The sequence below is a fragment of the Rhodococcus sp. NPDC080181 genome (genome assembly GCF_040702225.1).
Taxonomy (GTDB): Bacteria; Actinomycetota; Actinomycetes; order Mycobacteriales; family Mycobacteriaceae; genus Rhodococcoides; species Rhodococcoides fascians.
Map to the genome: position 1 here is coordinate 15,748 of NZ_JBFBKN010000034.1, position 23,051 is coordinate 38,798.

The window sequence follows — 23,051 nt, forward strand, 5'->3', positions numbered from 1 at the left end:
CTGAGTCAGGAAGGATGAGCACATGCCCAAGAAAATCGATCCGGAGGTCCGTGCGAGGGCCCTGCGATTGCTCGCGGACCACGGTGCGGAATACGCGTCGTTGACAGCGGCCGCCGAGGCGATAGCCAAGCAGGTCGGGGTCGGCCACGAGACCGTACGACGCTGGGCAGTTCAGGCCCAAGTCGATGCTGGAGCTCGAACCGGGACTACCTCGAAGGAATCCGCCGAGATCAAAAAACTGAAAGCCGAGAACAAGCAGCTCCGCGAGGATGTTGCGATTCTGAAAGCCGCAACGACTTTCTTCGCGGGGGAACTCGACCCCCGCAACCGATGATCATGAACTTCATAGATACGTTGCGCGCCAACGGTTATGCGGTCGAGTCGATCTGCCGTGTCCTGCGTGATCAGGGCTGCAAGATCGCCGCGAGAACCTACCGGGCATGGCGTTCACGCAAGCCCGCGGCGCGCACTGTCTCCGACGCCCACGTCGTCGATGCGGTGCGCGGGGCGGTGTGGCACACCGACGAGGCCGGCCGCCGGAAAATGACACCGGAAGGGTTGTACGGCAGGGTGAAGATGCACGCACATCTCGACCGGACCGTACTTCCCGGGGTGTCCTATGGCGCGGTCGACCGAGCGATGAAGGTACTGTGCCACAACGGTATTCGCCGATCCAAAGGGATCCGGACGACCATCGCATCGGCCGACGGTGTTCGGGCCACCGATCTGCTCAATCGGCAATTCAGCGCTGCTGAACCGAACCGAGTGTGGGTCACCGACTTCACATATTGCCGAACATGGGCCGGGTGGGTGTACGTGGTGTTCATCATCGACGTGTTCTCCCGCAGGATCGTCGCCTGGCATGCATCGACGTCGAAGACTGTGGACCTGGTGACGATCCCGCTTCGGATGGCCCTGTGGCAACGCAAGAGGGAGGGTCATGCAGTGAAAGCTGCTGAGCTGATACATCATTCGGACGCTGGCAGTCAGTACACATCGGTCATGCTGACCGAAAGGCTCAAGCTCGAGGACATCGCGGCATCGATCGGGTCGGTCGGGGACGCCTACGACAATGCCCTCGCCGAATCAGCGAACGGGTTGTACAAGACCGAGTGCATCCGCACGACGATCTTCCATTCCGGGCCGTACAAAACGCTCTCCGATGTCGAGTACGCGACCGCTGGTTGGGTCGAGTGGTACAACAACAGACGGTTACATTCGAGCATCGGGCAGATGCCCCCGATCGAGTACGAAACGCTCCACTACTCTGGCCTCGGCACCGAGGATCAGCCCCAACTGGAGGCGGCACAAAACCTAGGGTGATTCACCGACGACTCTTCCGCCCCTGGATCGCACAACGGCTGTGACACTCGAAACGACGTCCTGGCAACCCAACTGATCGACGTCGAGTTCAAGCCCGGAACCCGCGACTGCAAAGTCACAGCAGGGATACTCCACGACCCCTACACAGGATCGACGATCGACGACCTCGGGAAGATTCAGATCGATCACGTGTACCCGTTGGCGAGGGCGTGGAACGCAGGGGCGTGGGCCTGGTCGATCGACCAGCGAACCGCCTTCGCCAACGACCTGGACGTCAACTTGCTCGCGGTGGACGGACGTACGAATCAGCAGAAGTCGGACAAAGGAATCGACACCTGGCTGCCACCCAACACGCCCTACCAATGCCGTTACGTCACTTCGTATCTCACTGTGGCCGCGAAATATGACCTCGACATCACCAGCGCCGATGCGCAAACAGCGTCGAGCGTCTGCAGCCGATGACCCAACGTTCGGAGGACGCCATGACCGAAACCGACCCCACCACCGACACAAACGCTGTCCCGCTCCACCCCAACCCATGGATCATCACGACCACACCTGATCGAAACAGCTACACGATCGAATTGCCCAGCAGGGGGATCTCATTCGAGATAGACGCCGACCTACGATTCCAGCTCCTCGACGCCCTCCACGACCCGGAAGAGCGATGATGGGCGACGCCACGGCCATCGAATGGACCGACGCAACCTGGAACCCGGTCACCGGCTGCACCGCAGTCTCGTCGGGATGTGATCACTGCTACGCCCAAACCCTCGCTGAGCGGTTCCGCGGCACACCGGGGCACTACTTCGAGCACGGATTCGACGTCGAGATGCGCCCCGGCAAGCTCGACCAGCCGCTGCGATGGAGCCGACCGCGCCGGATCTTCGTGAATTCGATGAGCGACCTCTTCCACCCTGCAATCCCGGACGACTACATCGCCCGGGTGTTCGCGGTGATCGCGCTCGCCCGCCAGCACACCTTTCAGTTGCTCACCAAGAGACCCGCTCGGATGCGGTCTTTGCTCCAGTCCGATGCCTTCCGCCGCGCCGTCGACGACGCCATCGCAGGTGTCGTCGCAGCCTTCCGTCCCGCCGATGTCTGGTACCAGAGCTGGCCCCTGCCGAACCTGTGGATCGGAGTCTCGGCCGAAGACCAGAAGACTGCAGACCTGCGAGTATGGGCGCTGCTGGACACGCCTGCAGCTCTTCGGTTCGTCTCGGCCGAACCGCTCCTCGGACCGATCGACCTCACGCGCCTACGACCCAGCAGAATCGGAGGAGCGCTGACTCGCGACGGGCTTCGTCCGGTCGAAGACTCGAAATGCGGCGTCGAGCTCGAACCAGCGCTCGACTGGGTGATCGTCGGCGGTGAGTCAGGCCGCGGGGCACGGCCGATGCATCCGCGATGGGTACGAGATATCCGGGACCAGTGCACCGCTGCCGATGTGCCCTTCCTGTTCAAGCAGTGGGGCGAGTGGGCACCAGCGGAGGTGATCGCCCGATTCCGCGACTACCACCACTTCGACGACGGCACCGAAGTTCGACGAATCGGCTGTAAGGCCGCCGGCCGGATCCTCGACCGACGTGTGTGGGACAGCACGCCCGACGGAGCCGGCCGATGAAAGGATCGCTCGACATCACGGCATCGGACTTCTTCTGCGGTGCCGGCGGATCCACGACCGGCATGATCTCCATCCCGGGGGTGAGAGTATCGGCAGCATCGAACCACTGGGACAAAGCAATCGAGACGCACCAGTACAACCACCAGCACACCGAGCACATCCTCGCGGACCTCTCTCAGATCACTCCGAAGCTGTTTCCTCGCACGACAATCGGATGGTTCAGCCCCGAATGCACCTGGCACTCCAATGCACGCGGGGCCAAGCGCCTCGCCGCGCAGATCTCGTTGCTGTCCGACGACCTACCGTCCGAGGCCGCCGAGCGATCGAGGGCGACGATGTGGGACGTCGTTCGGTTCACCGAGTATCACCGATACGAATTGGTCTTCGTCGAGAACGTCGTCGAGATCTACTCATGGCCTCTCTACAGGCCATGGATCGCGGCGATGCGCGCCCTCGGTTACGAACATCGCCTCATTTGTCTGAATTCGATGCACTCATGGACTTTCGGGACACCAGCGCCGCAGTCCCGCGATCGCGTCTACGTGTGCTTCTGGAAGGCCGGCAACCGGGCACCTGACTTCGAGACCGTGGTCCGTCCGCCGGCAACCTGCTCTCGCTGCGGGCCTGTGCGTGCGTTGCAGGCCTGGAAGAACCCAGGGGTGGCCGTGGGCAAGTACCGCAGCCAGTACTCCTACCGGTGCCCCGCACGTGCGTGTGCCGATACCGTGCTCGAGCCCGACTGGCTGCCCGCCTCGACCATCATCGACTGGACCAAGACCGGCCAGCGAATCGGGGACCGCACTCGTCCACTGAAGCCGAAAACGATCGGACGAATCCAGGCCGGCATCGACCGGTACTGGGCAGCTCCGAATGCCGAGGACGCGAGAGAAGCCGCGGGCACGCTGTTCGAGTATCGGCAGGCAAGCCCACGGCCGTCTGAGGGGCGGGCCCCGGTGTTCGAGCCGTTCGTGTCGGTGCTGCGGGGCCAGTCGAAGAATCATCGAACCTCGGAGGCGCTCTCGACCGTGTCCGCGGGTGGCCGCCATCATGCGGTGATCACCCCGTTCATCGCAGAGCTGCGAGGTGGAGGTTCGACTGCGCGATCGGTCAGCGACGCTCTCTGCACTGTGACGGCATCGGGTAACCACCATGGCTTGGTCGTGCCCGCTGCCGCTCACCATCGAAAGTCCACACGCCGACCGATCGCTGTCGAAGACCTGTTTTTCAGGATGCTCGACGTACCGGAACTCAAAGGCGCAATGGGATTTCCGTCCTCGTACGTTCTTCCCGGGGGAACCAAGCAACGAGACGTCCGGATGTGCGGTAACGCTGTGACACCGCCGACCTCGCGAGACCTAGTGGGAATTGGTATTCGGAGTCTAGAGGCCGACCGTTCGTGAACACCGCTCGCACTTACTGCTTCAGCAGCTTCCTTGGTGTCAACCGAACAGCGACGTCCAGCCAGAACCGTGTAACTTCTTCATCTCGTTGTCGAAGTCGGTGACGTCCGAGACAGTGAGTACGTGGTGGTCAACCAGCCAACGACTCATCCCTGGATTGAGGCCATCTTCGCTGGCCCATGAGAGCTTGTTGATATCGTCGAAATGCTTATCCATGAGTCTGTGGAGATTCTTGAATACGCCTGTCTCGCTGATCGAGTGGCTTCCAAGCCACTCTTCTATTTTGCCTTTTCTGACAATTTTAGGATTAGAGAACCCGCCGATGATGAATTCATATTCACGAAAAGTCAACCAAAAAAGAGTGCTTTTGTGCTTGTCGTCGTGTAGCCATTCGCGCAGCGCCCGAGCAATGTGTTCGTTAGCTGAAAGCTGTTCGATATGCTCGTTCGGTACGAAAGTCGGGATCAGATCCGAATTCGAGGTTTCGGACCCTGCTTCGGGCGTGTCGACCAGCACAACATACTCGCGCTGGCGGCGGATGGCATGGACTGCAAACGCTGGAGGTGGTCCAACCGCTATGCGGTATCGAGCACCAGGTTCTGACAGTGCAAAGCGATTACCTTTGCGCTCATCGCGGGCGTCTCCTGATTCGCGTGCTTCTCTGGGTAATTGTGCGAGTACTGCGCCGTATGTGCGGCTACCCAGTCTGTGCTCAGGTTCTGCTGCATCAAGTTTCACCTGCCTGTATGACAAACTGGATGACCTAAGCGGTACGCTCATCGCAACGTATACGGGGTACTCGCTGTGATTGACCACGTGATACACGCCCGTCTCCGCGTCCCGGACAACTGCGGGGCACCAGTTGTTGCTCAGTCTCGGGTCGCCCTCGAAATTGTTGAGTATGTCTCTTGTGAATGGCGTGTAGATCGACTCGACGTGGAATCCGTGCTGTCCAGTCTCGAGAGGTGGAAGAACATAGGGCGCTTTCAACGAGATCCTCCTTATTCCTGCTCGGCGTTGGATGTCAGATGCGCCACGACCACGGTGATGTTGTCGGCGATTGTGCCGTGACGTTTGTGCTCAGAAAGGGCCGCACGAACGAGTGCTTCTGCTAGTCGAGCGGGACTGGCATCAGGTGGCTGGGATCCGAGAACCTCACGTATGGCGTCTTCAGGGTCTCGATCAGGTGCGGTGTCCGTTTGGGTGTGCGGGCCGGACCAGGCGTTGAGGAAGCCGTCTGTGACCATGATGTAGCGGTCATTGGCTACTGCTGGCTGGTGCCATCGAGACAACTTGTAGGTGTAGCCCGCTGGGGCGTCGGAGAAGAACCCGATTGCGTTGTCCAGGGCAGCGTGCTGATGCAGGGCTGGTGTCATCGCTGTGACGTGAATGGTGTCGTCGGCTGTGTCGGTGTGGGCACGAAACACCTGACTGTCTCCCACGTGCCCGCCGGAGACAGTGAAAGTGGAGGTGTCGAGTGTCAGGACGTCGAGCGTGGAAGGCGCGGCGAGAACCGAGCGTCCGCGGAGTCCTCGAAGTGCTTGATCAGTGGCGGCGAAGACGTCGTCGATAGGCGAAGTGGGCAGAAGGGTTCGCAGTGTCGCGCGTACAGTTCGGGCTGTGAGGACGCCGTCTTCGCCGCCGCCCGCGGCATCGGCAATTGCTGATGTGTGTCCTCGAATCAGGAAAACGTCGTTGTTGTGACGGCGATCGCCCGCCGAGGTTTCCCCGGCTGCTTGGAGTTTGAGAAACGCTGCTGCTGCGGGTGCCATTGCCTGCGTGGGTGACTCGTCACCGGCTGGTTCGGGAATAGGTCGTCCGAGTGTGTGGGGCAGGCTTTTCCGCACGGCGGGCGCAGCACGCTCGGTGTGTACTTCTCCGACGGGGATGGTCGGCGGGAAATGTTGCTCGCCGACGTACGTGACGCGATACACCGAAGCCCCCACAATCAGGACCGCGCCGTCGTGTATCTCGAACGGCGGTTGGCCTGCGTACACGCGATGCCCATCGACGGTGATGGGCGCGCCGGACAACGCTGTCACCCACCACCGACGCGTCTGTGGGTGACGGACGAACTGCGCACGCTGGCGTCTTGTTTTTCTATCGGTGACGACCGCGGTCTTACCTCGTGCGCGCCCCAACGTCACTGTTTCGCCTCGCAACTCGATGGGTGGAATATCGCTCGTGCCGCTCAGATCATGCAGAAAGACGCGCTGCGTGTTGTCGAGTGATGCCTTGCCGGGGCGGTCGGTGGTGGGCGTGTGCGAGACGGGTCTCAGTTCGACGGTTCGGGCGGCACCGTTTCGTGTGCCGCGTCGAGACGCCAACCACCACAGTCCGCAGCCTGCCAACAGCGCGGCAATGATCGCCATGCCCATCCGCCAATCGATCATCCACAATCCGGCCGCGATGAGAGCTCCCACCGCGATTGTCCCGACTCGTCCGATCAGTGGGCAGTGCCGAAGTCGGTCGAGACGTCGCTGCAGCGAACGCTTCGACACGCGTGGCCGTGGAAACCGTCGGCCTGTTGACTTGATGGGCATCGGAACTCCGTTAGCGATTGATGGCGGGTGAGCGCGGCGCGTCCGGATCGTTGTCCGGTGGCAGGTAAGGGGGGTCTTCGGTCGGCACACTGTCGGGGTGCGGTGTTCGCGGCTGATGCTGCTGTTGAACCAGATGGCCAGCGTTGCCGACGACATCCTGCTGCTGTTGTTGCCTGGGAGGTTTTTTGAAACGCGTGAAACTACCGACCTGTTGGGCTGCCGGTATCGCGCCGCCTGCGTGCACGTGCAGAGCATCTTGCCTGACGAGTCGTAGCCATCGAATGAGCTCGTCCGCGCTACGTTCAGCTGCTTTCACACGTGCGTCGAAACTGTTGTCCGTCGGCACTACGTGGCGTCTTTCGGGCGCAGGGTCGAGGCATCGACGCAGCAATTTGTCGAGACCTTCGGGTACAAACGGTGCGAACTTCGAAACCGGGGTGAGAGGCCCACTGCGCAGTCTGCGATATGAGTCCAAGGCCCTTTCGGCACGCGGGTTGCCGTCTCGGAAGTCGTTGAGGGTGATTCCTTGCTGTTCGGCCTCGTACAGATACGGCGGTTTCCCGGTGATCATCTCGTACAGAGTTGCGGCCCAGGCGTAGATGTCGGCGGCAACGAGGTGGGTCGGCCACCGTTGCCCTGCTGAGCCTTGCTCTGGTGGCGAGTAGAAAAGGCTTTGCAACCGCAGCCGTGAGCTGGTGTGTGCGGCCTCATCGAGACTTCGAGAAAGTGCCCAGTCGATGATCTTCGGGGTGCCGTCATGGTCGATGCAGATGTTGGGGGGCTTCATATCCAGGTACGCGCGAGCCCCCTTCTCTCTTTTCGTCCACGACCAGGCCAGGGCGCTGAGTAGTCGTTCGGCGATCTGCAGCACCAGAGCGAGATCGAAGCCCCCGGGCTCTTTGCCGTTGATTCGGGCGTCTTGAAATGTATTCAGGGTGTGGGGATATCGTCGAGTGACGATCACCATCTGGTCTTGGTAGATGTCCGAAAAGTAGACGTCTGCGACGGCGTCGTTTATCGACACGCCTGGTGCGGGAACAGCATCGAGTTCGGCGAGGCCTTGGGCCCGATCACGCTTTCGGAGCTTCCAGGAGCGGTCGGGGAGGTAGACCTTGATCACGTATTCGATTCCGTTGTCGGGACTGTTCTCGTCGACGGCGAGTAGAAGAGAACCGCCGTTGACGTGACGCCAGAACTTTGTGATTCGCCAGTGCCTGTCGAGCGGGTTGTCGACTGTGTCGTCGGGAAACACATTGCCGATCTCGAGTCCGTACTCATCGCGCGGCGCAGCAGCAGGAGGTCTGTGGTTGCTTGCGCGCGCTGCCGGTGCCGGCGCCGGTGGGGGTTGCGGTTGCGGTGTCTGTGGGGGTTGCGAATGCGGTGTCTGTGGGGGTTGCGGTGTCGGAGTTGGGGTCTCGCCGCTGAGGTCGTCGGGTTGTTGTTCACCTTGCTGTGCGTTGCGCGGGTGTTGTTGTGTGTATGGCTCGGTGGGGGTTGCGCGCGGACGGTGGCGGCGCTCTTTCAGGTGTGCAAACGCGGTCTTGAGATAGTGGTCGGCCAGATCCTTTGCGGCGGCGGATTCGTCCGACAGTTTGTGCAGCGCTTCACGGGTCTGTGCGACGGCGTGCTTCGCGGCAACATCGGCCAGGGTGTGCTCGTGTTCTCGGGTCAGCGAGTCCATCCGGTTGCGGTGCTCACGTTCGTCGAGGTCACCGGCATGGGCCACAATGTTCGCCCGGTTGCGGTGCTTGCGGTCGTCCAAGTCGTATTGGGCGTCCGCTTCGCCCTTCGCGCCTTCGATTACTTGGACAGTGGTGCGAGCGCGCAGACGAGCTGCGTCCCGTCGCGCATTTTCCAGGTAGGGAGTGTGAGGGCCGAATAGTTTGAGCAGCAGTGGGGTGAGGTCGACGACAAGGAGCGTGACGATGATGACGATGTAGAACCATCTGTATCCGAGGTCGTCGCCGATGAGTCGGACAAGGGCTCTGTGGCGAGTCACAGCATTGGTGTCGGCGGCGTTGACCGCTTCGTATTCGGCGGCCTTCTCGTCGATTCGAGTCTGGCGGGTGCTCTCCAGCGTACGAACGAGGTCCTGCGCCTCTAGGGCCTTCTGCTGGCTGGTAAGTGCAGTCGCGTCGGCTTGGTTGTACACGTATCTTCTGTTGCTTTCCGCGCAGATCTCTCGCGGGTCGCTCGGAAGTAGACAGTTCGCGCTGGGGGGACTTTCGCCGGCGTCCCCCGTGCCTCCAGTCCCCTGACGTTCAGCCAGCCAATCAGCCTGGGCAGTGTTCCGGGTGCTATTGGCTGTAGCTTGAGCGTTTTCGGCGGCTGTGCGCGCATCCTTCGCATCGGCGATTTCTGTGTCGAACTCTGCGCCTATGGATGCTTTGTAGTCGGTGAGGTTTTCGGACTGGATGCTCGGCAACTCCCGTTCGATTGCGGTGTTGAACATGCCGAGAGCGACCGATTCGGAGATGACGTAACCGACGACGACCGCCATCCCGATGCGTGCGATGTAGAACCATGCCGAACGCCATGCTCGCCGAAGCCAGTTTTGGGGTCCGACCAATAGGTCGCCGTAGTCGATCGAGGTCATGATCCATCGGTCGACGCAGAATACGAACAGTGCCCACACGGCGGCAAGGACCCAGATGAACCAGTAGTTGAAGCGGTGCCCGACGTTGACTGCCCAGGCACTGGCCAGAACGCCGCCGAAGGCGATGGTGGGCACCAGAATCAGGATCCCGGCTTGGGCGGCAAGTTTGGAGGCGTCGGAATTGTTGTCGATCCACGGGCGGTGGAAGCCGCCGATCCGCAGCAACATTCTGGTGGGCCAACCGCAGTTGTTGTCGACGTCGAACTTCGGCTTCTGATGACCATCGGGCCCAGTGGGGTCCATACCGTCGTCTTCCTTGGCCGAAGTGTCGGGTGGAGGCGGGCCGGCGCTCATCGGATCGTCGGGGTCGGCGGAGTCGACGCGTGAGCGGGGACGTCACTGCTCAAGGCGGTTCTCCTCCGAGTGTATTGGGCTAAGAAGTGTCGCACAGAGTCACCGGCTAGGCGGGGCGAGAACAGCAGGTTCCGGTCAGCGGGCAGCATGGGCACCCGTTCGGTAGAACGTGGCGGTGTTCGTGCCTGATGTGGTGCCGAACGCGATGCGGTCGCCGTCGGCGAGTTCGGTCCATCTGCCGGGGGTTACACGCACTCCGTTGATCCAGGTACCGGTCTTGCTGTTGTCGGCACACCACCACACGCCATCGTTGGAACACAGGGTGAGGTGATGTCGCGAGATGCTGGTGTCGGCGCTGATGGTGATGTCGCAGTAGGTGCCCCGCCCGACGGTTATCTCGGTACCGACGACGCGGTGCGCTCGACTATCGGGACCGACCAAGGTCGGTCCACGGCCGGGTGAGTCCGGGATCAGAGTTGTTGCCACCTGGCTGTCGCTGGGGTGGTGGCTGGTTTGGTCCCCGTAGGCGCGCGTGGGTTCCACTGGGTGGTCGGACATCGGATGCGTGGAGCCACGCAGCGCATAGTGGCGAGCGCGGACCTTCGGGTTGGACACGATCTCGACCAGGGGCAGCATTCCGCTCGGAGTGTCCGCGGAGTAGCGGCGCGTGACATCGACGGCTTCGGCGGTGAGATGGGTGATGACGTCGTTGATATCGAAGTGATCGCTGAGGTCGGTGAAGTCGGCGGGATTCAGACCGACGGTAATGCAGTCGGGTAGATACCAGCGCCCGTCGGAGTGACGGAAGACGAGGGTGCAAATGTGTTCGCGGGCGTTGTCGCACAATGCAACTGGATTGCTGCGACCTGGTCGTCGCCATTCCCCGCGCACGAGATGCACAGCGGCGATAACGACGACGGCGGTCATCACGAACAACACGGTTCCGCCGGTAAAGCCGCACACAATCACGAAGGCCAGCCACGCTATGCCGAACACGGTGGCTACCGCTCGAGAGTGGGGTGTCCATGCGCGGATCCATTGCAGGACTGCGACGGACGTGGCACGCAGCTCATCGGAGGCTACGCGGATGAGATCGGTCATCTCCGGGTACTCCATTCGCTGTGACAGGTGGGGACTCTCCTAGCGGAGAACTTAAGGCGCACAGAGGTGGATGACCAGAGTCCGGAAGGTTGGTCAAGTCCAACCCTGAATGGGGTTGACAAGGAGCGAGAGTCGTGGCAAAAACCTCGACAGAGCCCGGGGACAAGTGAAGTCTGGAATTCGTCACATGTCGAGTGCGCACCCAGGTTTCACGATGCGTCAGCCAGTGGGTCAGGGGCCGGACGTAGCGCGCTCAGCGCGCCCGTCAGAGGGCAGCGGCCGGTGACGACAACGAGCCCTCGAAAGGTCAACGCAGGGTGAGCTATGACGTCGTCGGGTGAAAGATCGGGCATCAGGTTCAATGCCCGGGCAAGAACCATCGCCGACCACGGGTTCGGGCTGTGGTCGGCTCGACAGTCGTCGCTGGTCCACACCGTGGCGGCGACGACGTCGGTACGCACGATCCGGCTGCGGGCAGCGGCAGCGCCGAGTGCATAAAGCACCTCATCTGGTGTCTGCTCACTGCCGGTTGTGGCTATGTCGAAAAGGGTCACATCACGGTCTAGTCCAGGACGAACAAGGAAACCAGTAACAATGTTCATTCCTGCATCGCACCGAATGACTAGCTGATGTAGCTAGTTGGTGTTGACCCACTTGACAACCGGCACGACCGGCGAATTCCCCAACGCCGGTGCGTAAACCGTCGCGGCGTGGATCGAAGCCACCATCATGGTGGCTATGACGGCTTCGTCTGACACCGTTTGTTGGTCTCATTCGACACCACTTGGGCTCTGATTTGAGGAGAAGTGTCGGCTTCGTTCGACACCACCTCGGCAGTCGCTACTGCTCGGCGAGTTGGCGGTTGGTGTGGGCGAGGCGGTAGGAGTCGCTGCCGGTCTCGATGATGGTTCCGCCGAAGGTCAGGCGGTCGACGATGGCCGCACAGAGACGCGGGTCGGTGAACGTCTTGGTCCAGCCGGAAAACGACTCGTTCGACGCGATCGCCACCGATGCCTTCTCCTCCCGTTCAGTGAGGACCTGGAAGAGGAGTTCTGCTCCGCGGCGGTCGAGCTGCATGTAGCCGAGTTCGTCGATGCAGAGCAAGTCAACGCGTCCGTATCGGGCGATGGTCTTGGAGAGGGTCTTCTCGTCGGCGGCCTCGACGAGCTCGTTGGCGAGCTTGGTGGCCAGGGTGTACTTGACCCGGTAGCCGGCCATGGCGACCTCGGTGCCCAGAGCGATGAGCAGGTGGGACTTGCCGGTGCCGGAGTCGCCGATGAGGCAGAGGGGCTGGCCCTTCTTGACCCAGTCGCATTTGGCCAGGGTGTGAATGGTGGCGGGGTCGATGTTGGGGTTGGCGTCGAAGTCGAAGGCTCGCAGCGACTTCTCTCGGGGGAACTTCGCGGCCTTGATCCGTCGTTCTGAGCGGCGTCGTGCTCGGTCGTCGCACTCGGCGAGGAGGAGCTCGGCGAGGAACCCTCGGTAGGACATCTGCTCGGCGGCGGCCCGGTCGGCACCGTCGGCGAAGCCTTGGCGGATGGTCGGCAGCCGCAGCATGCGGCACGCCTGGTCGATGGATGAGTCGGCGGCTTCTTCGGTCATTCCTCGGCGGCGGGTCATGCGGGGCTCCTTCATTCCTGGACGCGTGAGGGGCGGTGTAGCAACTGGTCGTACTGGTCGACGGTCGGCAGCGGTCGGGTATCGACGGGCAAGGGCTTGCGCAGTCGTCGCTCGGTGAGCGACGCGATCCCGGTGGTGTCGCTTCGAGTCGAGTCCGCGGTGTCGAATGCGCCGCCGTTGTCGTGGGTGCTGTCTTCGGCCTTGCGGGCTTCCAGGGCGACGACGTCTGCAGTGTGGCCTCCCGCTCGCAGAGCGGCGGCGAGTCCCGCGACGACATGTTCGTGCGCGAGGTGTCGGTGCAGCAGCAGAACCTCGATTAGGGCGCGGGTGCCGTCGGCGTCGCCGTGGGTCTTGCATGCTGCGGCCCACCATTCGTCGTGGATCGGGGTGAATCGGCCTGCCTTCCGGGCTTGCTCAAGGGCGGTGGCTCCGGGGAGGGCTCCGGGCTTGCGGAGGAGGACCTCGAGGTAGTGGTCCAGGTCGAGCTGGACGCCACTCTTGGTCATCAGCCGCTCGTGGCGCGCCACCACTGTCTGGCCGTCGTAGACGACCAGCTCGCTAGCATGCAGCAGGACTCTGACCTGGCGGCCGACGTAGCGAGCGGGCACGGAGTACTTGTTCATCCGGACGCTGACCTGAGCGAACCTGTCTACCCGAGGGGTGAACCAGCGGCCGGTCTCGAACTCCTCAACCGGCAGGAAAGCCAGGAGTGGCTGCTCGGCTGCGAAGTGCTCTCCGATGGTGTGCGCACGCGACGAGATCCGGCGATCGTCGTCTGAGCGGTCCCATGCGTCGACCATCGCGTTGAGCTCCTCGATGGAGTCGACTTCGGGGATGGGGACGAGGTGGTTCCGCCGGAACCAGCCGATGTCGCCCTCGACGCCGCCCTTCTCGTGCGCACCGGTGATGCCGGGCTGGCAGTAGAACGCCTCGATGCCGTAGTGGGAGCGGAACGCGGTCCACCGATCCGCCTCGACCCGCTGACGGGAGAACCCGATCACGGAAGCGACGGCGGCCTTGAGGTTGTCATAGCGGATCTTCCCGGTCGGCACCCCGCCGAGGACCCGGAAGGCGTGGGCGTGTCCTTCGAAGAACGCTTCTTGTCCGGCTGAGGCACTGATGCGATGGACGGCCTTCCCGGAGTAGGACAATCGCAGACTGAACAGTGTGCAGGTCACCAGCTCGCCGCGCAGCTGGACGACGACTTCGCCGAAGTCGACCTCGGCCTCACGGCCAGGCAGGTGGGTCTGTGGGATGAACGTGTTGATGGGCTCCCGCCCGGACTCGATGCGGATCTCGCGTCGACGAGTCGCGACGTAGTCGCGCACCATCCCGTACGACACCACACCAGCGGCGTCATGCTCGGCAAGGAGCCGGTCGAAGATCCGCTTCGCGGTGTGCCGCTGCTTCCTCGGAGCGTCGAGATCCACGCGCAGCCAGTCGTCGATCACGGGACGGTACGGATCGAGCCGGGACCCTCGCTTCGGCGGCGGCTTGGGCTCCTTGGGCCACGCTGAGGACAGGGCTGATGCAACGGAGCGATATCCGACCCCATGCTTACGCTGAAGTGCTCGCTTCGACAGGCCCGCTTTGGCATCGCGTCGGATCGCGGCGTACAGGTCGACACGGGACGTTCGTGCTTCACGAGCCATGACGTCGGTGTCCGCGGGTTGCGGTTAGTTGAGCGCCTTGGTCCGCGGCGCGAGCCGGACCGCCATGATCATCGAGACCAGCAGGATCCCGGTTGACCAGGCAATGGCGGCCATCAGCGAGATTTGATCGACGCCGATCAGGTCGGCCTGCGTGAGGCCACGCAGGGCGTCGATCATCGGGGTAAGCGGCTGGAAGTCAGCTATCGCTGCCAGCCAGCCGGGCATCGAGGCCGTCGGGACGATCGCGCTGGAGATGAAGGTGAGCGGAATCGCGATGAACGCGAGCCCTTGGGCAGCCTCCGGGCTGGACGCCGCGGACCCGAGCGCGAGGAACAACGCCGCGAACGCGATCGAGTAGAGCATCAGCATCGCCAACGCTACAGCCAGTTCACCTACGCCGGCATGGGGCCGGAAGCCGGTGATGAAGGCCGCGATGAGCGTCGTGAGCGCCGCAACGACGACGATCGTCGACTGGGCGGTTAGCCGCCCCAGCGTGACCCCGAGGCGGGCTACCGGCAGTGACAGCACTCGGTCGGTGAACCCGGCGGAACGCTCCCGGGCGACGGTGACCGCTGCCTGGGACGAGCCGAACAGGAGCGTGGTGGTGATGATGCCGGGCGTCATGTAGTCCACGTACGCCAGTGGAGCGGAGTCGATCGCACCGGCGAAGACGTAGCGGAACACGAGCAGGAAGAGCACGCCTTGTAGGAGGGTGGGGAACACGGCCTGCGGGTCGCGGAGGAACACCTTCAGCGTCTTCGACGCGATCATGGCGCTGGTGGCAGTGAGGCCCGCTGAGCTGGGGGAGGTTGCCGATTTTGTGTGGATGGTGGCGGTCATGTGCGTGCCTCGCTTCCGGTCATGGATAGGAAGACGTCGTCGAGCGTCGGTGGCGACACGGAGAACTCAGCGATGTCGGAGGAGATCCCTTGCTCGGTCACCGCGCGGTACGCGGCGTCTAGGTCGAATTGTCCGGTCACCGTAAGTTCGTTGTCCCGCAGTTCGCTGACCTCGCCGAGCACTCGTTCGGCCAGCGCGATGGACTCGTCGTCGGACAGTGGTTCGTGGGTGACGAGGCGCAGCTTGGTGTGGGCCATCGTGCAGCGCAGCTGGTGGGGTGTCCCGGCCTGGACGACGCGGCCGTCGTCGATGATCACCACTTCATCGGCGAGAGCCTGCGCCTCCTCCAGGTACTGGGTGGTCAGCAGCACCGATGTGCCGTTCGCGGGCAAGGTCCGGATGGACTCCCAGAGGCTGTTGCGGCTGTGAGGGTCCAGTCCGGTTGTCGGCTCATCGAGCAGCAACGCTGACGGCCTGTTCACGAATGTCGCTGCGAGGTCGAGGCGACGTCGCTGTCCGCCGGAGTAGGTGGCGACGCGCCGGTCGACGAACTCGCTGAGTGCGAACTCGTCGATCACCGCGGCCGTGGCTCGGCGGGCCTCTTTCGGCGATAGTCCGTAGAGGCGTGCGACCATGCGGAGGTTCTCGACTCCGGTCAGCTCGGCCACGACGGCGGCGTGCTGTCCTGCCAGTCCGACGATCCCCCGGACCGTCTGGGCCGAATCCTTCACTTCGTGACCAAGGACGCACAACGACCCAGCCTGGTAAGGCTGGAGGGTCGCGAGCGCACGCACCAGCGTGGTCTTCCCCGACCCGTTGCGTCCCAGGACCGCTGTGATCCTTCCGGCGGGAGCGCTCATGTCCAATGTCTCGAACACCGTGCGCTTGGGGTACTCAATCCGTAGACCTCGCGCCTGGATCGCGATGTCCGCACTCGGCGTCGGTTCCGTCCGTCCTAACGTCATGTCGTGCCCCGGTCAGTTCATGGGCTTGAGGCGAACCGACGACCAGTTGTCGGAGAGCGAGATGTTGCCGTTGAGGGTCCAGCCGGACTCCTCGGCGCGCTTCCAGATGCTGTCGCGGTTGATGTCGGCCTTGTTGCCTTTGGGGTAGCCGATCCAGACGGCCTTCGGCGACGAGAGCAGCGGAAACACGCTGTTCAGCAGCGTGTCGAGTTCGTCGCGATCATGGGCGAACATCACCACGACGTCGGTGGTGTCGCGGTCTATCCCGTCGATGACGGTGACGTCCTCGGGGAGGGGGTCGAGTAGCCCTCGGTGCTCGGGCGAGGAACGGCCGAGCAGCAGCTCGGTACCGGGCTTGATCTGGAGCTTCTCCGCGATAGTGCGTGCCATGGTTGGCCTTCCTTGTTCTTATTCGTTCCCTGACATGTGTCAGCCGTGGTCGGGCGGTGCGGGTCGATTCGGTCCGGTCACCGCAGGTGCTGGAGCAGTTCGCTCAATCGGCGCAGGACGTGGCTTCGCCAGCCGCCGTTCATGAACTTCCTGGCGAGTTGCTGCGTGGGGTCGTCGAGATCGAAGCCAGCGTGCTCCAGGAACAGGCGGGTGCCCTTCCCCTCAGGCTGCAGCGTCCAGGTGACCGTGGTCGCCATCCCGTCAGTGTTCTCAGCGTCGGCCCAGCTGATCCGCAGCATCTTCTGGGGTCGCATGTCGAGCACCTGGCATGAGATCTGTCCGGAGAAACCGGTCTGCGCCACCGGACGTGCCCTGAAGGTGAACTTGTGGCCCACGACAGGTTCGAAGTCGTTGGGCATCAGCCACTGGGCCATGAGCTCCGGGGTCGTGAGCGCACGCCACACCTTGGGCGGCGGATGCTGGAAGTACTGGTCAACCTCGATCCGAGTCAGGTCGTCATGTGTGGTCATTCTTCATCCATCTCATCGAGAACGCCGCCGAGCGCGGTCATTCGGTCGCGCCAGAAGCGCTCATACGGTGTGAGCCAGTCGATCAGCTCGACCAACGGTTCACCCGTGACACGGTAGAAGCGGTGCCTGCCTTCCTGTCGCTCGTCCACAAGTCCCGACTCGCGCAGCGAGCGGAGGTGCTCGGAGACGCTGGGACGGGCCATGTCGAACTTCCCTGCGAGTTCCCCGGCGGTGTGCTCACCGCCCAGCAGCGCGTCGAGGATGTCACGACGAGTGGGGTTGGCGAGAGCGCCGAACACCTCGTCCAGCGGTCCGCTCTTGAATCGCCGAGGCACAGCGCGTCGCCTTAGCCCTGCAGTACGAAGCCGTTGCCGTCCGGGTCTGAGAAGGTGGCCTGCCGACCCCACGGCATGTCGTTCGGTCCGTCGACGACCACGCCTGCCTCCTGCAGGCGTGCGACGTCAGCGTCGAGGTCGGAGCTGGCGAACAAAGTGCCCTGCCCGCCGCCGGCACTCATTCCGGGGAACGGCTTGTGCAACACGAGGGTGGTGCCGCTCGGGGCACCTACCTCAAGCCAACGGTTCTCGCCGAAGGTCTGGTCGGTCTTCACTTCGAGCCCGAGCGTGTCGACATAGAAGTCGTGCGCACGGTCCTGGTCGGAGACGAATACGGTCACTGTCTTCACTGTGTTGATAGCCATGCTTGCACCTTACGTAGGAAAAAACCTACACGTCAAGCTCAGTGCGCTCAGAGACGCGAAGCAGCAGCCTGTTGGACCTACTGATCGACCCCCAGCCCCCAGCGGTGTCACCGCTCAGCGATATCCATCTTCTCGCCGCCAGGCATGGTGTCGAACGAGAACGACAAGTGGTGTCAGGTGAACTCGACAGAATCAATCATGGCGATCACCGCACTGGCATGTGTTTTACGGCATCGGAAGTCGTAGGTTCGCGTTGAGGAAATTTCAGGGCACGAGCCAACGTCTCGAAGACGGTCACTGCTCTCCGGAAACGATCGTGTGTACGGCGTACGTTGCCTGAGCTTGGCGAGCTTCGACCGAATGATCATGTGGCTCGGGAAGCTCACCTATCAATGGCGGATCAGGGAAGAGTGTCAGATCCCATTCAGCGTACGGATATAGTTCCGCGAACGGGTTCCGGTAGAAGTTGCCCTCCAATCCTTCTCGCATAGTGCTTCCGACTCGAACCATCCGTGTCGCGACGTCTAGTTGAGTCAAGTCCGCGCTGTCGATGCGGTGTCGTAGTTCTGCATACATCTCAGTGGTCAGAAAGTAGATGAAGCTCAGCACCCTCGCGCCCGGAGGCTGCACTGAAGAAGTTAGATCCGTCATGCATGCCTGCAGAACTTCCTCGCGCATGTCGACAATGGCCTCGGTGATGTTGGCTGGGTAGTCGACTCGGCCCTCACTCTGACGAAACTGGCTGAGCAGCGTTGTTGTTTCCTGTAGACCGATGTGCTGGCGTATCTGGTTCAGTGCTGCTCGGCTATGGGCGGAGTCCGAGCTGGCGTCGATTGCTCGCACGATCAGCATCGTTGCGATGGTGACTCCCGGTCCGATCCAAGATAGTTGTCCGTGCCCGCCCAACAGCGACGGCCACAAGTGTTCGAGGATCGACACCGAGCTCTCGGCACTCACGCTGATGACGAGGGGTTCGAGTTCGCGGCTGAGTTTGCTGAGCGCTAGCTTCTGGCGGTCCCCGCCCGACTCGAGGAACGTGCGGAGTACTCCGCTTTCGGGAAGCGCTTTGTGGAGGACCAGAGATGAGACCTCCTGTGCTGCTGCGACATCGCTGATGTCTCCGGCTGGAAGACCGAATGTGAAATAGCGGTCGAAGAACTCGTCGTGGTGGACCTGAGGGGTGCGGGTGTGTGGCCGGGTTCGGGTGTACAGCTGGCGCGGTAGCCTGGGGAACAAGTAGACCAAGATCTTGTAGACATCGGTGAGCTCGCGTTCGTCGGTGGTGGAGTCGTCATCGCGAAGGCGGGCCAGCCAGTTTTCGGCGGTGTCGCGCTTGGTTGCTGGAAATACAACATGGTTGAGGGCGTCGCCTACAAGCTCGTAACGCCACCCTGGGAGTCGATCGTAGATGTGTTCGTGATGCAGTCTCAGGTAGGTGATGAGCGCTGCGTCGAGAAGGTCGAGATGGCGTGGGCCGAGCAAGGCCAGCATGACGTCGACCTGCGTGCACCAGCGGTAGATCGCACGCAAGGTGGTGTGGTTGACGAACGGGAGCAGGGCCAGTAGCTCGTCGATGAGGTCCCAAGGTCGCTCGTGCGTGGAGTCGGTGCCGGTGAGGTCGTACTCGTACCGATGTGCGATGGCCGTGATCTGCTCGGTGACTTCGCGGCGGCTGTGCATAGGTTGCAGAGGTGGTAGCTCGAACGGGTACTGGACAATTTTCTCGAGGTAGGCGTGGGCTCGACCGGGATCTGTGCCTGCGAGATCGGACGCCCTGATCAGATCGAGGACCGTGCGTTTGTCGTAGGAGAGTAGGTAGTGGACCCCAGGGAATCTACCGAGCAATCGGACTGCCTTCATCACTGCGAGTAGTTCGTCGGTGTGTAGTCGGTCCAAGTCATCGACGAGCACCAATACTTGCGCGCCGGTACTTTCGATGGCGTTCGACATTGCTGCGAACTGGCGGCGGAACGGATCCGGTGTTGGGGCGTAACTTCCGATTTGGTCGATGGTTGTCGAGGTCGTGGTCTCGAGAATCTTCTTCCAGGTGCCGGCTCCTAATTGTCGATCGATGAGTCCTTCGACGGCTACTTTTGCCACCGATGCCGCTATCGGTGCCGCAGACATCAACATTTTGCGGGCAGTCTTCGCGTTCTCGCCTTGCTGCGGCATCGCGGATGCAATGACCTCATAGAATTCGACGGTCAGAGCGTCGAGGTCGCTGGCCGCCCATGGAGTGAACTCGGCGACCACCCAACTCTGGGACTTCTCCAACTCCAGTCGAATCATGTTCAGTACCGACGTCTTTCCGCTGCCCCAAGACCCGGCAAGGCCGAAAACAATGCTGGGCCCGCTTCCCGCCATGCGGATGCGGTCGGCAACGCGACGGGCGAATTCACCGCGCTCCAGTTTGTCCTCGTCGAAGGATGTGATGGAACTGTCGGTATGGACGCGCCCGTCGGTCATGCCGCGAATGCAACCACACCGGTCAGGTCGGCCGCTCTTGGGCCTCGACAGCCAAGGTGTGCGGTGGCGAATGGATCAGTACGTCGACGGGCAACAACGCGTAGATCGTTAACCAGCTCACCAGCGGTGGGCCGGACGTAAATCGCAAGCCCTTCGCAGCCGGCGGGGCCGTCGGTTTACGTGCTGCAGACGTCGTGATGCCGTTCCGTCATCTCAGTTCACCAGGCCAGAAGTCCGGCTGACTCGTCTGTGTGCGTGACGATCTAGTTCTCGGTCTGGATCGGGAAGTTGTCGCTGTAAGTGGCTCGGGGCTCTAGCGGGCCGGTTGCAACAGGACGGCAAGCCCGGCGAGATCGCCGAGGAGAAGAAGAGTCCGAGACCAGGAGCGTGCACTTGCTCTAGCTAAATGCCTGCGATCACGTCGTCGCGAAGCGCGTCGGAAGCCTTAGTGAGGCTCTGTGCTGCGGCTGCAAGTGCTCCTGAGATCAGTCTGAGCTGGTTCCCTTCGACCGGTTGCCCAGCCTCGGTAGCTGCAGCGTAGGTGTCGAGAGCGAGAGCTAGATGAGTCAGTTCCTCCTGCGTTTTCGTGAGGTCTTCCTTGGTGCCGTCCAGGGTGGCCTGCAGAGATTGAATGCGGCGGTCGGCGTCCTGGATCGTAGAACTGGCCTGGTCCAGGGAATTGGTGAGCGTCGTCATGCCGGCGAGAGTACATCGCGGATACGGGTAGAACTGCGGAGCGGTCGCGCCGTGGGTTATCCAAGGTTCGAGTAGCTGATGGGTTCGTGGCCGTCCTCTGGCCAGGCAAGCGCAATGTATTTCTGGACGTTTGTCGAGGGTCTGTCGAAGCGGTATGAAGCAGGTTGTACCGTCGCGCTGTTCTCGGGCACCCCAAGGCCGAGGTTCAGGTTGAGTGCCCCGAATTGAACTGTTGCACCGCATACCTCGTCGTCAATTGTGTGGTTGATGACGCCGATGGATTCTGGCGTGCCCTTGGGATCGACTCGGTGCCTTCGAGCGTGCAATCCCCATCGATTAGGGAACAACGCTCCGCGCCACAGAATATCATGGAGCGCAACCCCTGGTTGTGTCCTGACCGACTTCAGGGGTGTCCCGGCCGCACCGAAGGAGCGTGAGGCCACGCCCCCCAGAACAAGTTTGAGGAGCCAGAGTTGTAGTCGAGGTCCGCTGAGAAGGAGGAAATGATCGTCGGCCGGCCCTAGGAAAGGTGCTGTCGTGCTCGCCAATGACAACTGCATGTCCCGTACTGCCTGAAAGAACTGTCCTGCAATGGAATCCAAAGGTGACAAGGCATTGTTGTGGCGCTCGCAGAGGATCTTCGAGGCTAGTGCTTTTGTGCCTACCGATTTCGATGCTCCATGGAGCCACGGTGCGCCGCTGAGCATGGGTGCTTTTCCGTCGATGTGCAGCTGCCGGTGAATGTTGGCACTGATCCAATGCTCTCTACTGATCTTGTCGGAACAGTCTGCTCCTGCCTGGCCGAAGCACTCGGGGTGTGCGTAGCCAGTGCGAGCATCGTTCAGGAGGGGTGGCGGTTCCGAGGCGATCCAGCGACCGGCTGCAGTCGCATGGCAGGACCGTGTCTGCCGGCGGGATCCGCAGAGGCAGGCGTCGTCGAGATCGGGTCCCACCCGTTTGGTACTCCGCTTGTATCCGGAGGAGGTGAAGACGGAGTCGTCGAGAAGCGGAAAGGGACGGGGCACCTGAGCGATCCTATTCCGGCATTGGCTTCGGACAGGGCGCACCCTGTCCCCGGCACCGAGTGCGCCGGGGACAATTGCGGCCGCTGCTGGGTTGCGTCTTGTCGATAGTTGTGATCCCAAAAGCGTTGTTTATCAACGTGTTTCGATTACTCTTACGTCTTCCAGTGCAAGTGTTTCGATGGTAGATTCAGAGGCGTTCTGTTGATCGGCGGACTGACCATCCGTCACCCGAATTGAGAGGCTGAAATCTGCCATGACATCGATCGTCGATTCAGTATTGCCAGTTGCGTCCGTGCTCGAGGTGGCCTTCGACAACGGGTCTCTAGGGGGTGCTGACTGGTCGAACCGGGCCGTCGTGCTCGAGGCCTTGCCAGAGCCCCTGGTTGCGGGATACCCCGCAGAGGGGGCCTATGTGCAGATAAGTGATGGAAGCGGCGGTATCGCCGCGTCGGGATGGTTCTCGGTGGACGAGCGCAATGCCACCGAGACTCATGCAAGCGTTGCTGTCGTGTGGCGTGAGCCGTTGATGGCCGTCGAGCACACCTACAAGAGCTGGACGGGGTTGGTGCGGCCACGTGACATCTCACCGGTCACGGTGTCACCTGGGGCCGCTCCCGCGTGGTTCGGTGAGTATGTGCGGCCGATCCACGAACGGGCCGCCATCGAACGGACCTTGCAGGCCGTACGCGAGAGCGCCAATACCGAGCGTGCGAACCATCGCGAGTGGGTCAGGCGGCTGAACGAGTCCGCGTGCGAATGGGCGGACGAGAACAGTCTGTGCAGCGAGTTCGAGAGGTTCTGCGAACAGTGGGGGCTCGAAGGCCGAGAACGTGACTTCGATGTAGAAGTGAATGTCACGGTTGCATTAACAATGACGCGATCGGCGCGTAGCCAAGAAGATGCGGACGAGTCCGTTGATCTCGACGATGTACGGCAGCATCTACGGGACAATTTCTCGTATCTCGATGTGAATTTCACTGTGGGGGAGTAGTAATCGTACCGCAAGTGGGGTACGCGCAGCGTGCCCCACTTGCGGTAGCGGTCTACTGGTCGGGGCGCGCAGCGGTCCGAAGGTGTACTGAATGTGAAAGATGTTGGAAGACAACCAAGATAGGTGATCCGTTGGCCGTTGGCGCGCAGCGCCCGGCAATGGAAGACCGCAATAGGCCGCCTTGGCGGCCGGCTTCTGGCGGTGGGCGCGCAGCGCCCACCAGAGCCACCGCAGG

20 protein-coding genes and 1 pseudogene are annotated in these 23,051 nt (G+C 62.1%); 6 read left to right on the forward strand and 15 right to left on the reverse strand.

The window, feature by feature from the left end:
* Positions 1-22 precede the first annotated feature (22 nt).
* The 5 genes and pseudogenes from AB0O58_RS24430 to AB0O58_RS24450 all read left to right on the forward strand — a co-directional run bounded on the left by AB0O58_RS24430 (position 23) and on the right by AB0O58_RS24450 (position 4,347).
* Positions 23-1,323, forward strand: a protein-coding gene (locus AB0O58_RS24430) for an IS3 family transposase (RefSeq protein WP_366238914.1) whose coding sequence is annotated in 2 segments (ribosomal slippage) — positions 23-296 and positions 296-1,323 — 1,302 coding nt in all. Because the reading frame shifts where the segments join, the coding sequence is not laid out codon by codon here.
* A 54-nt stretch (positions 1,324-1,377) separates the two neighbouring features.
* Positions 1,378-1,785, forward strand: a pseudogene (locus tag AB0O58_RS24435) (HNH endonuclease family protein); the annotation flags it as partial.
* Between the two features lie 20 nt (positions 1,786-1,805).
* A complete protein-coding gene (locus AB0O58_RS24440; RefSeq protein ID WP_366238915.1) occupies positions 1,806-1,994 on the forward strand; it encodes a hypothetical protein in 189 nt (62 codons plus the stop codon).
* Positions 1,994-2,947 carry a phage Gp37/Gp68 family protein gene (locus AB0O58_RS24445; RefSeq protein ID WP_366238926.1) on the forward strand — a complete coding sequence of 318 codons (954 nt, stop codon included), beginning with the start codon at positions 1,994-1,996 and terminating at the stop codon, positions 2,945-2,947. Before AB0O58_RS24440 ends, AB0O58_RS24445 begins: the two co-directional genes overlap by 1 nt.
* Complete coding sequence (locus AB0O58_RS24450; RefSeq protein WP_366238916.1) at positions 2,944-4,347, forward strand: DNA cytosine methyltransferase; 1,404 nt, start codon at positions 2,944-2,946, stop codon at positions 4,345-4,347. Before AB0O58_RS24445 ends, AB0O58_RS24450 begins: the two co-directional genes overlap by 4 nt.
* A 39-nt stretch (positions 4,348-4,386) precedes the next feature.
* Here AB0O58_RS24450 and AB0O58_RS24455 read toward each other — a convergent pair whose 3' ends face one another.
* The 15 genes from AB0O58_RS24455 to AB0O58_RS24525 all read right to left on the reverse strand — a co-directional run bounded on the left by AB0O58_RS24455 (position 4,387) and on the right by AB0O58_RS24525 (position 20,800).
* Positions 4,387-5,085 carry a hypothetical protein gene (locus tag AB0O58_RS24455; RefSeq protein ID WP_300402875.1) on the reverse strand — a complete coding sequence of 233 codons (699 nt, stop codon included), beginning with the start codon at positions 5,083-5,085 and terminating at the stop codon, positions 4,387-4,389.
* Positions 5,086-5,348: 263 nt separating this feature from the next.
* Positions 5,349-6,890, reverse strand: a complete 1,542-nt coding sequence (locus AB0O58_RS24460; protein ID WP_366238917.1) for a SpoIIE family protein phosphatase — start codon at positions 6,888-6,890, stop codon at positions 5,349-5,351.
* Positions 6,891-6,900: 10 nt separating this feature from the next.
* Positions 6,901-9,789: a DUF4407 domain-containing protein gene (locus AB0O58_RS24465; RefSeq protein ID WP_366238918.1), complete on the reverse strand. Its 2,889-nt coding sequence runs from the start codon at positions 9,787-9,789 to the stop codon at positions 6,901-6,903.
* A 186-nt stretch (positions 9,790-9,975) separates the two neighbouring features.
* On the reverse strand, positions 9,976-10,941 hold the full coding sequence (locus AB0O58_RS24470) for an FHA domain-containing protein (RefSeq protein ID WP_366238919.1): 966 nt from the start codon (positions 10,939-10,941) through the stop codon (positions 9,976-9,978).
* 209 nt (positions 10,942-11,150) lie between these two features.
* Positions 11,151-11,444: a hypothetical protein gene (locus tag AB0O58_RS24475; RefSeq protein ID WP_366238920.1), complete on the reverse strand. Its 294-nt coding sequence runs from the start codon at positions 11,442-11,444 to the stop codon at positions 11,151-11,153.
* 337 nt (positions 11,445-11,781) lie between these two features.
* Positions 11,782-12,561 (reverse strand): IS21-like element helper ATPase IstB, encoded by a 780-nt coding sequence (gene istB / locus AB0O58_RS24480; RefSeq protein ID WP_366238921.1) that lies wholly within the window; start codon positions 12,559-12,561, stop codon positions 11,782-11,784.
* A gap of 11 nt (positions 12,562-12,572) precedes the next feature.
* Positions 12,573-14,213: an IS21 family transposase gene (istA, locus tag AB0O58_RS24485; RefSeq protein WP_366238922.1), complete on the reverse strand. Its 1,641-nt coding sequence runs from the start codon at positions 14,211-14,213 to the stop codon at positions 12,573-12,575.
* Between the two features lie 24 nt (positions 14,214-14,237).
* Positions 14,238-15,053, reverse strand: coding sequence for an ABC transporter permease (locus AB0O58_RS24490; protein WP_366238923.1), 816 nt, complete (start codon positions 15,051-15,053; stop codon positions 14,238-14,240).
* Positions 15,050-16,018 carry an ATP-binding cassette domain-containing protein gene (locus AB0O58_RS24495; protein ID WP_366238924.1) on the reverse strand — a complete coding sequence of 323 codons (969 nt, stop codon included), beginning with the start codon at positions 16,016-16,018 and terminating at the stop codon, positions 15,050-15,052. Before AB0O58_RS24495 ends, AB0O58_RS24490 begins: the two co-directional genes overlap by 4 nt.
* Before the next feature lie 12 nt (positions 16,019-16,030).
* Positions 16,031-16,408, reverse strand: a complete 378-nt coding sequence (locus AB0O58_RS24500) for a DUF3052 family protein (protein WP_129627208.1) — start codon at positions 16,406-16,408, stop codon at positions 16,031-16,033.
* 77 nt (positions 16,409-16,485) lie between these two features.
* Entirely contained in the window at positions 16,486-16,938 is a 453-nt protein-coding gene (locus AB0O58_RS24505) for an SRPBCC domain-containing protein (protein WP_239702826.1), read from the reverse strand.
* Positions 16,935-17,273, reverse strand: a complete 339-nt coding sequence (locus AB0O58_RS24510) for a metalloregulator ArsR/SmtB family transcription factor (protein WP_129627202.1) — start codon at positions 17,271-17,273, stop codon at positions 16,935-16,937. The genes AB0O58_RS24505 and AB0O58_RS24510 overlap by 4 nt, the downstream gene beginning before the upstream one ends.
* Positions 17,274-17,284: 11 nt before the next feature.
* Positions 17,285-17,638 carry a VOC family protein gene (locus AB0O58_RS24515; RefSeq protein WP_366238925.1) on the reverse strand — a complete coding sequence of 118 codons (354 nt, stop codon included), beginning with the start codon at positions 17,636-17,638 and terminating at the stop codon, positions 17,285-17,287.
* A 294-nt stretch (positions 17,639-17,932) separates the two neighbouring features.
* On the reverse strand, positions 17,933-20,104 hold the full coding sequence (locus AB0O58_RS24520; protein WP_300402889.1) for a P-loop NTPase fold protein: 2,172 nt from the start codon (positions 20,102-20,104) through the stop codon (positions 17,933-17,935).
* Between the two features lie 402 nt (positions 20,105-20,506).
* Positions 20,507-20,800: a hypothetical protein gene (locus tag AB0O58_RS24525; protein WP_300402891.1), complete on the reverse strand. Its 294-nt coding sequence runs from the start codon at positions 20,798-20,800 to the stop codon at positions 20,507-20,509.
* A gap of 1,278 nt (positions 20,801-22,078) precedes the next feature.
* Here AB0O58_RS24525 and AB0O58_RS24530 point away from each other — a divergent pair.
* The gene (locus AB0O58_RS24530; RefSeq protein ID WP_300402894.1) at positions 22,079-22,816 is read left to right on the forward strand and encodes a hypothetical protein; all 738 of its coding nucleotides are present in this window, start codon (positions 22,079-22,081) and stop codon (positions 22,814-22,816) included.
* The last annotated feature ends 235 nt before the right edge of the window (positions 22,817-23,051 follow it).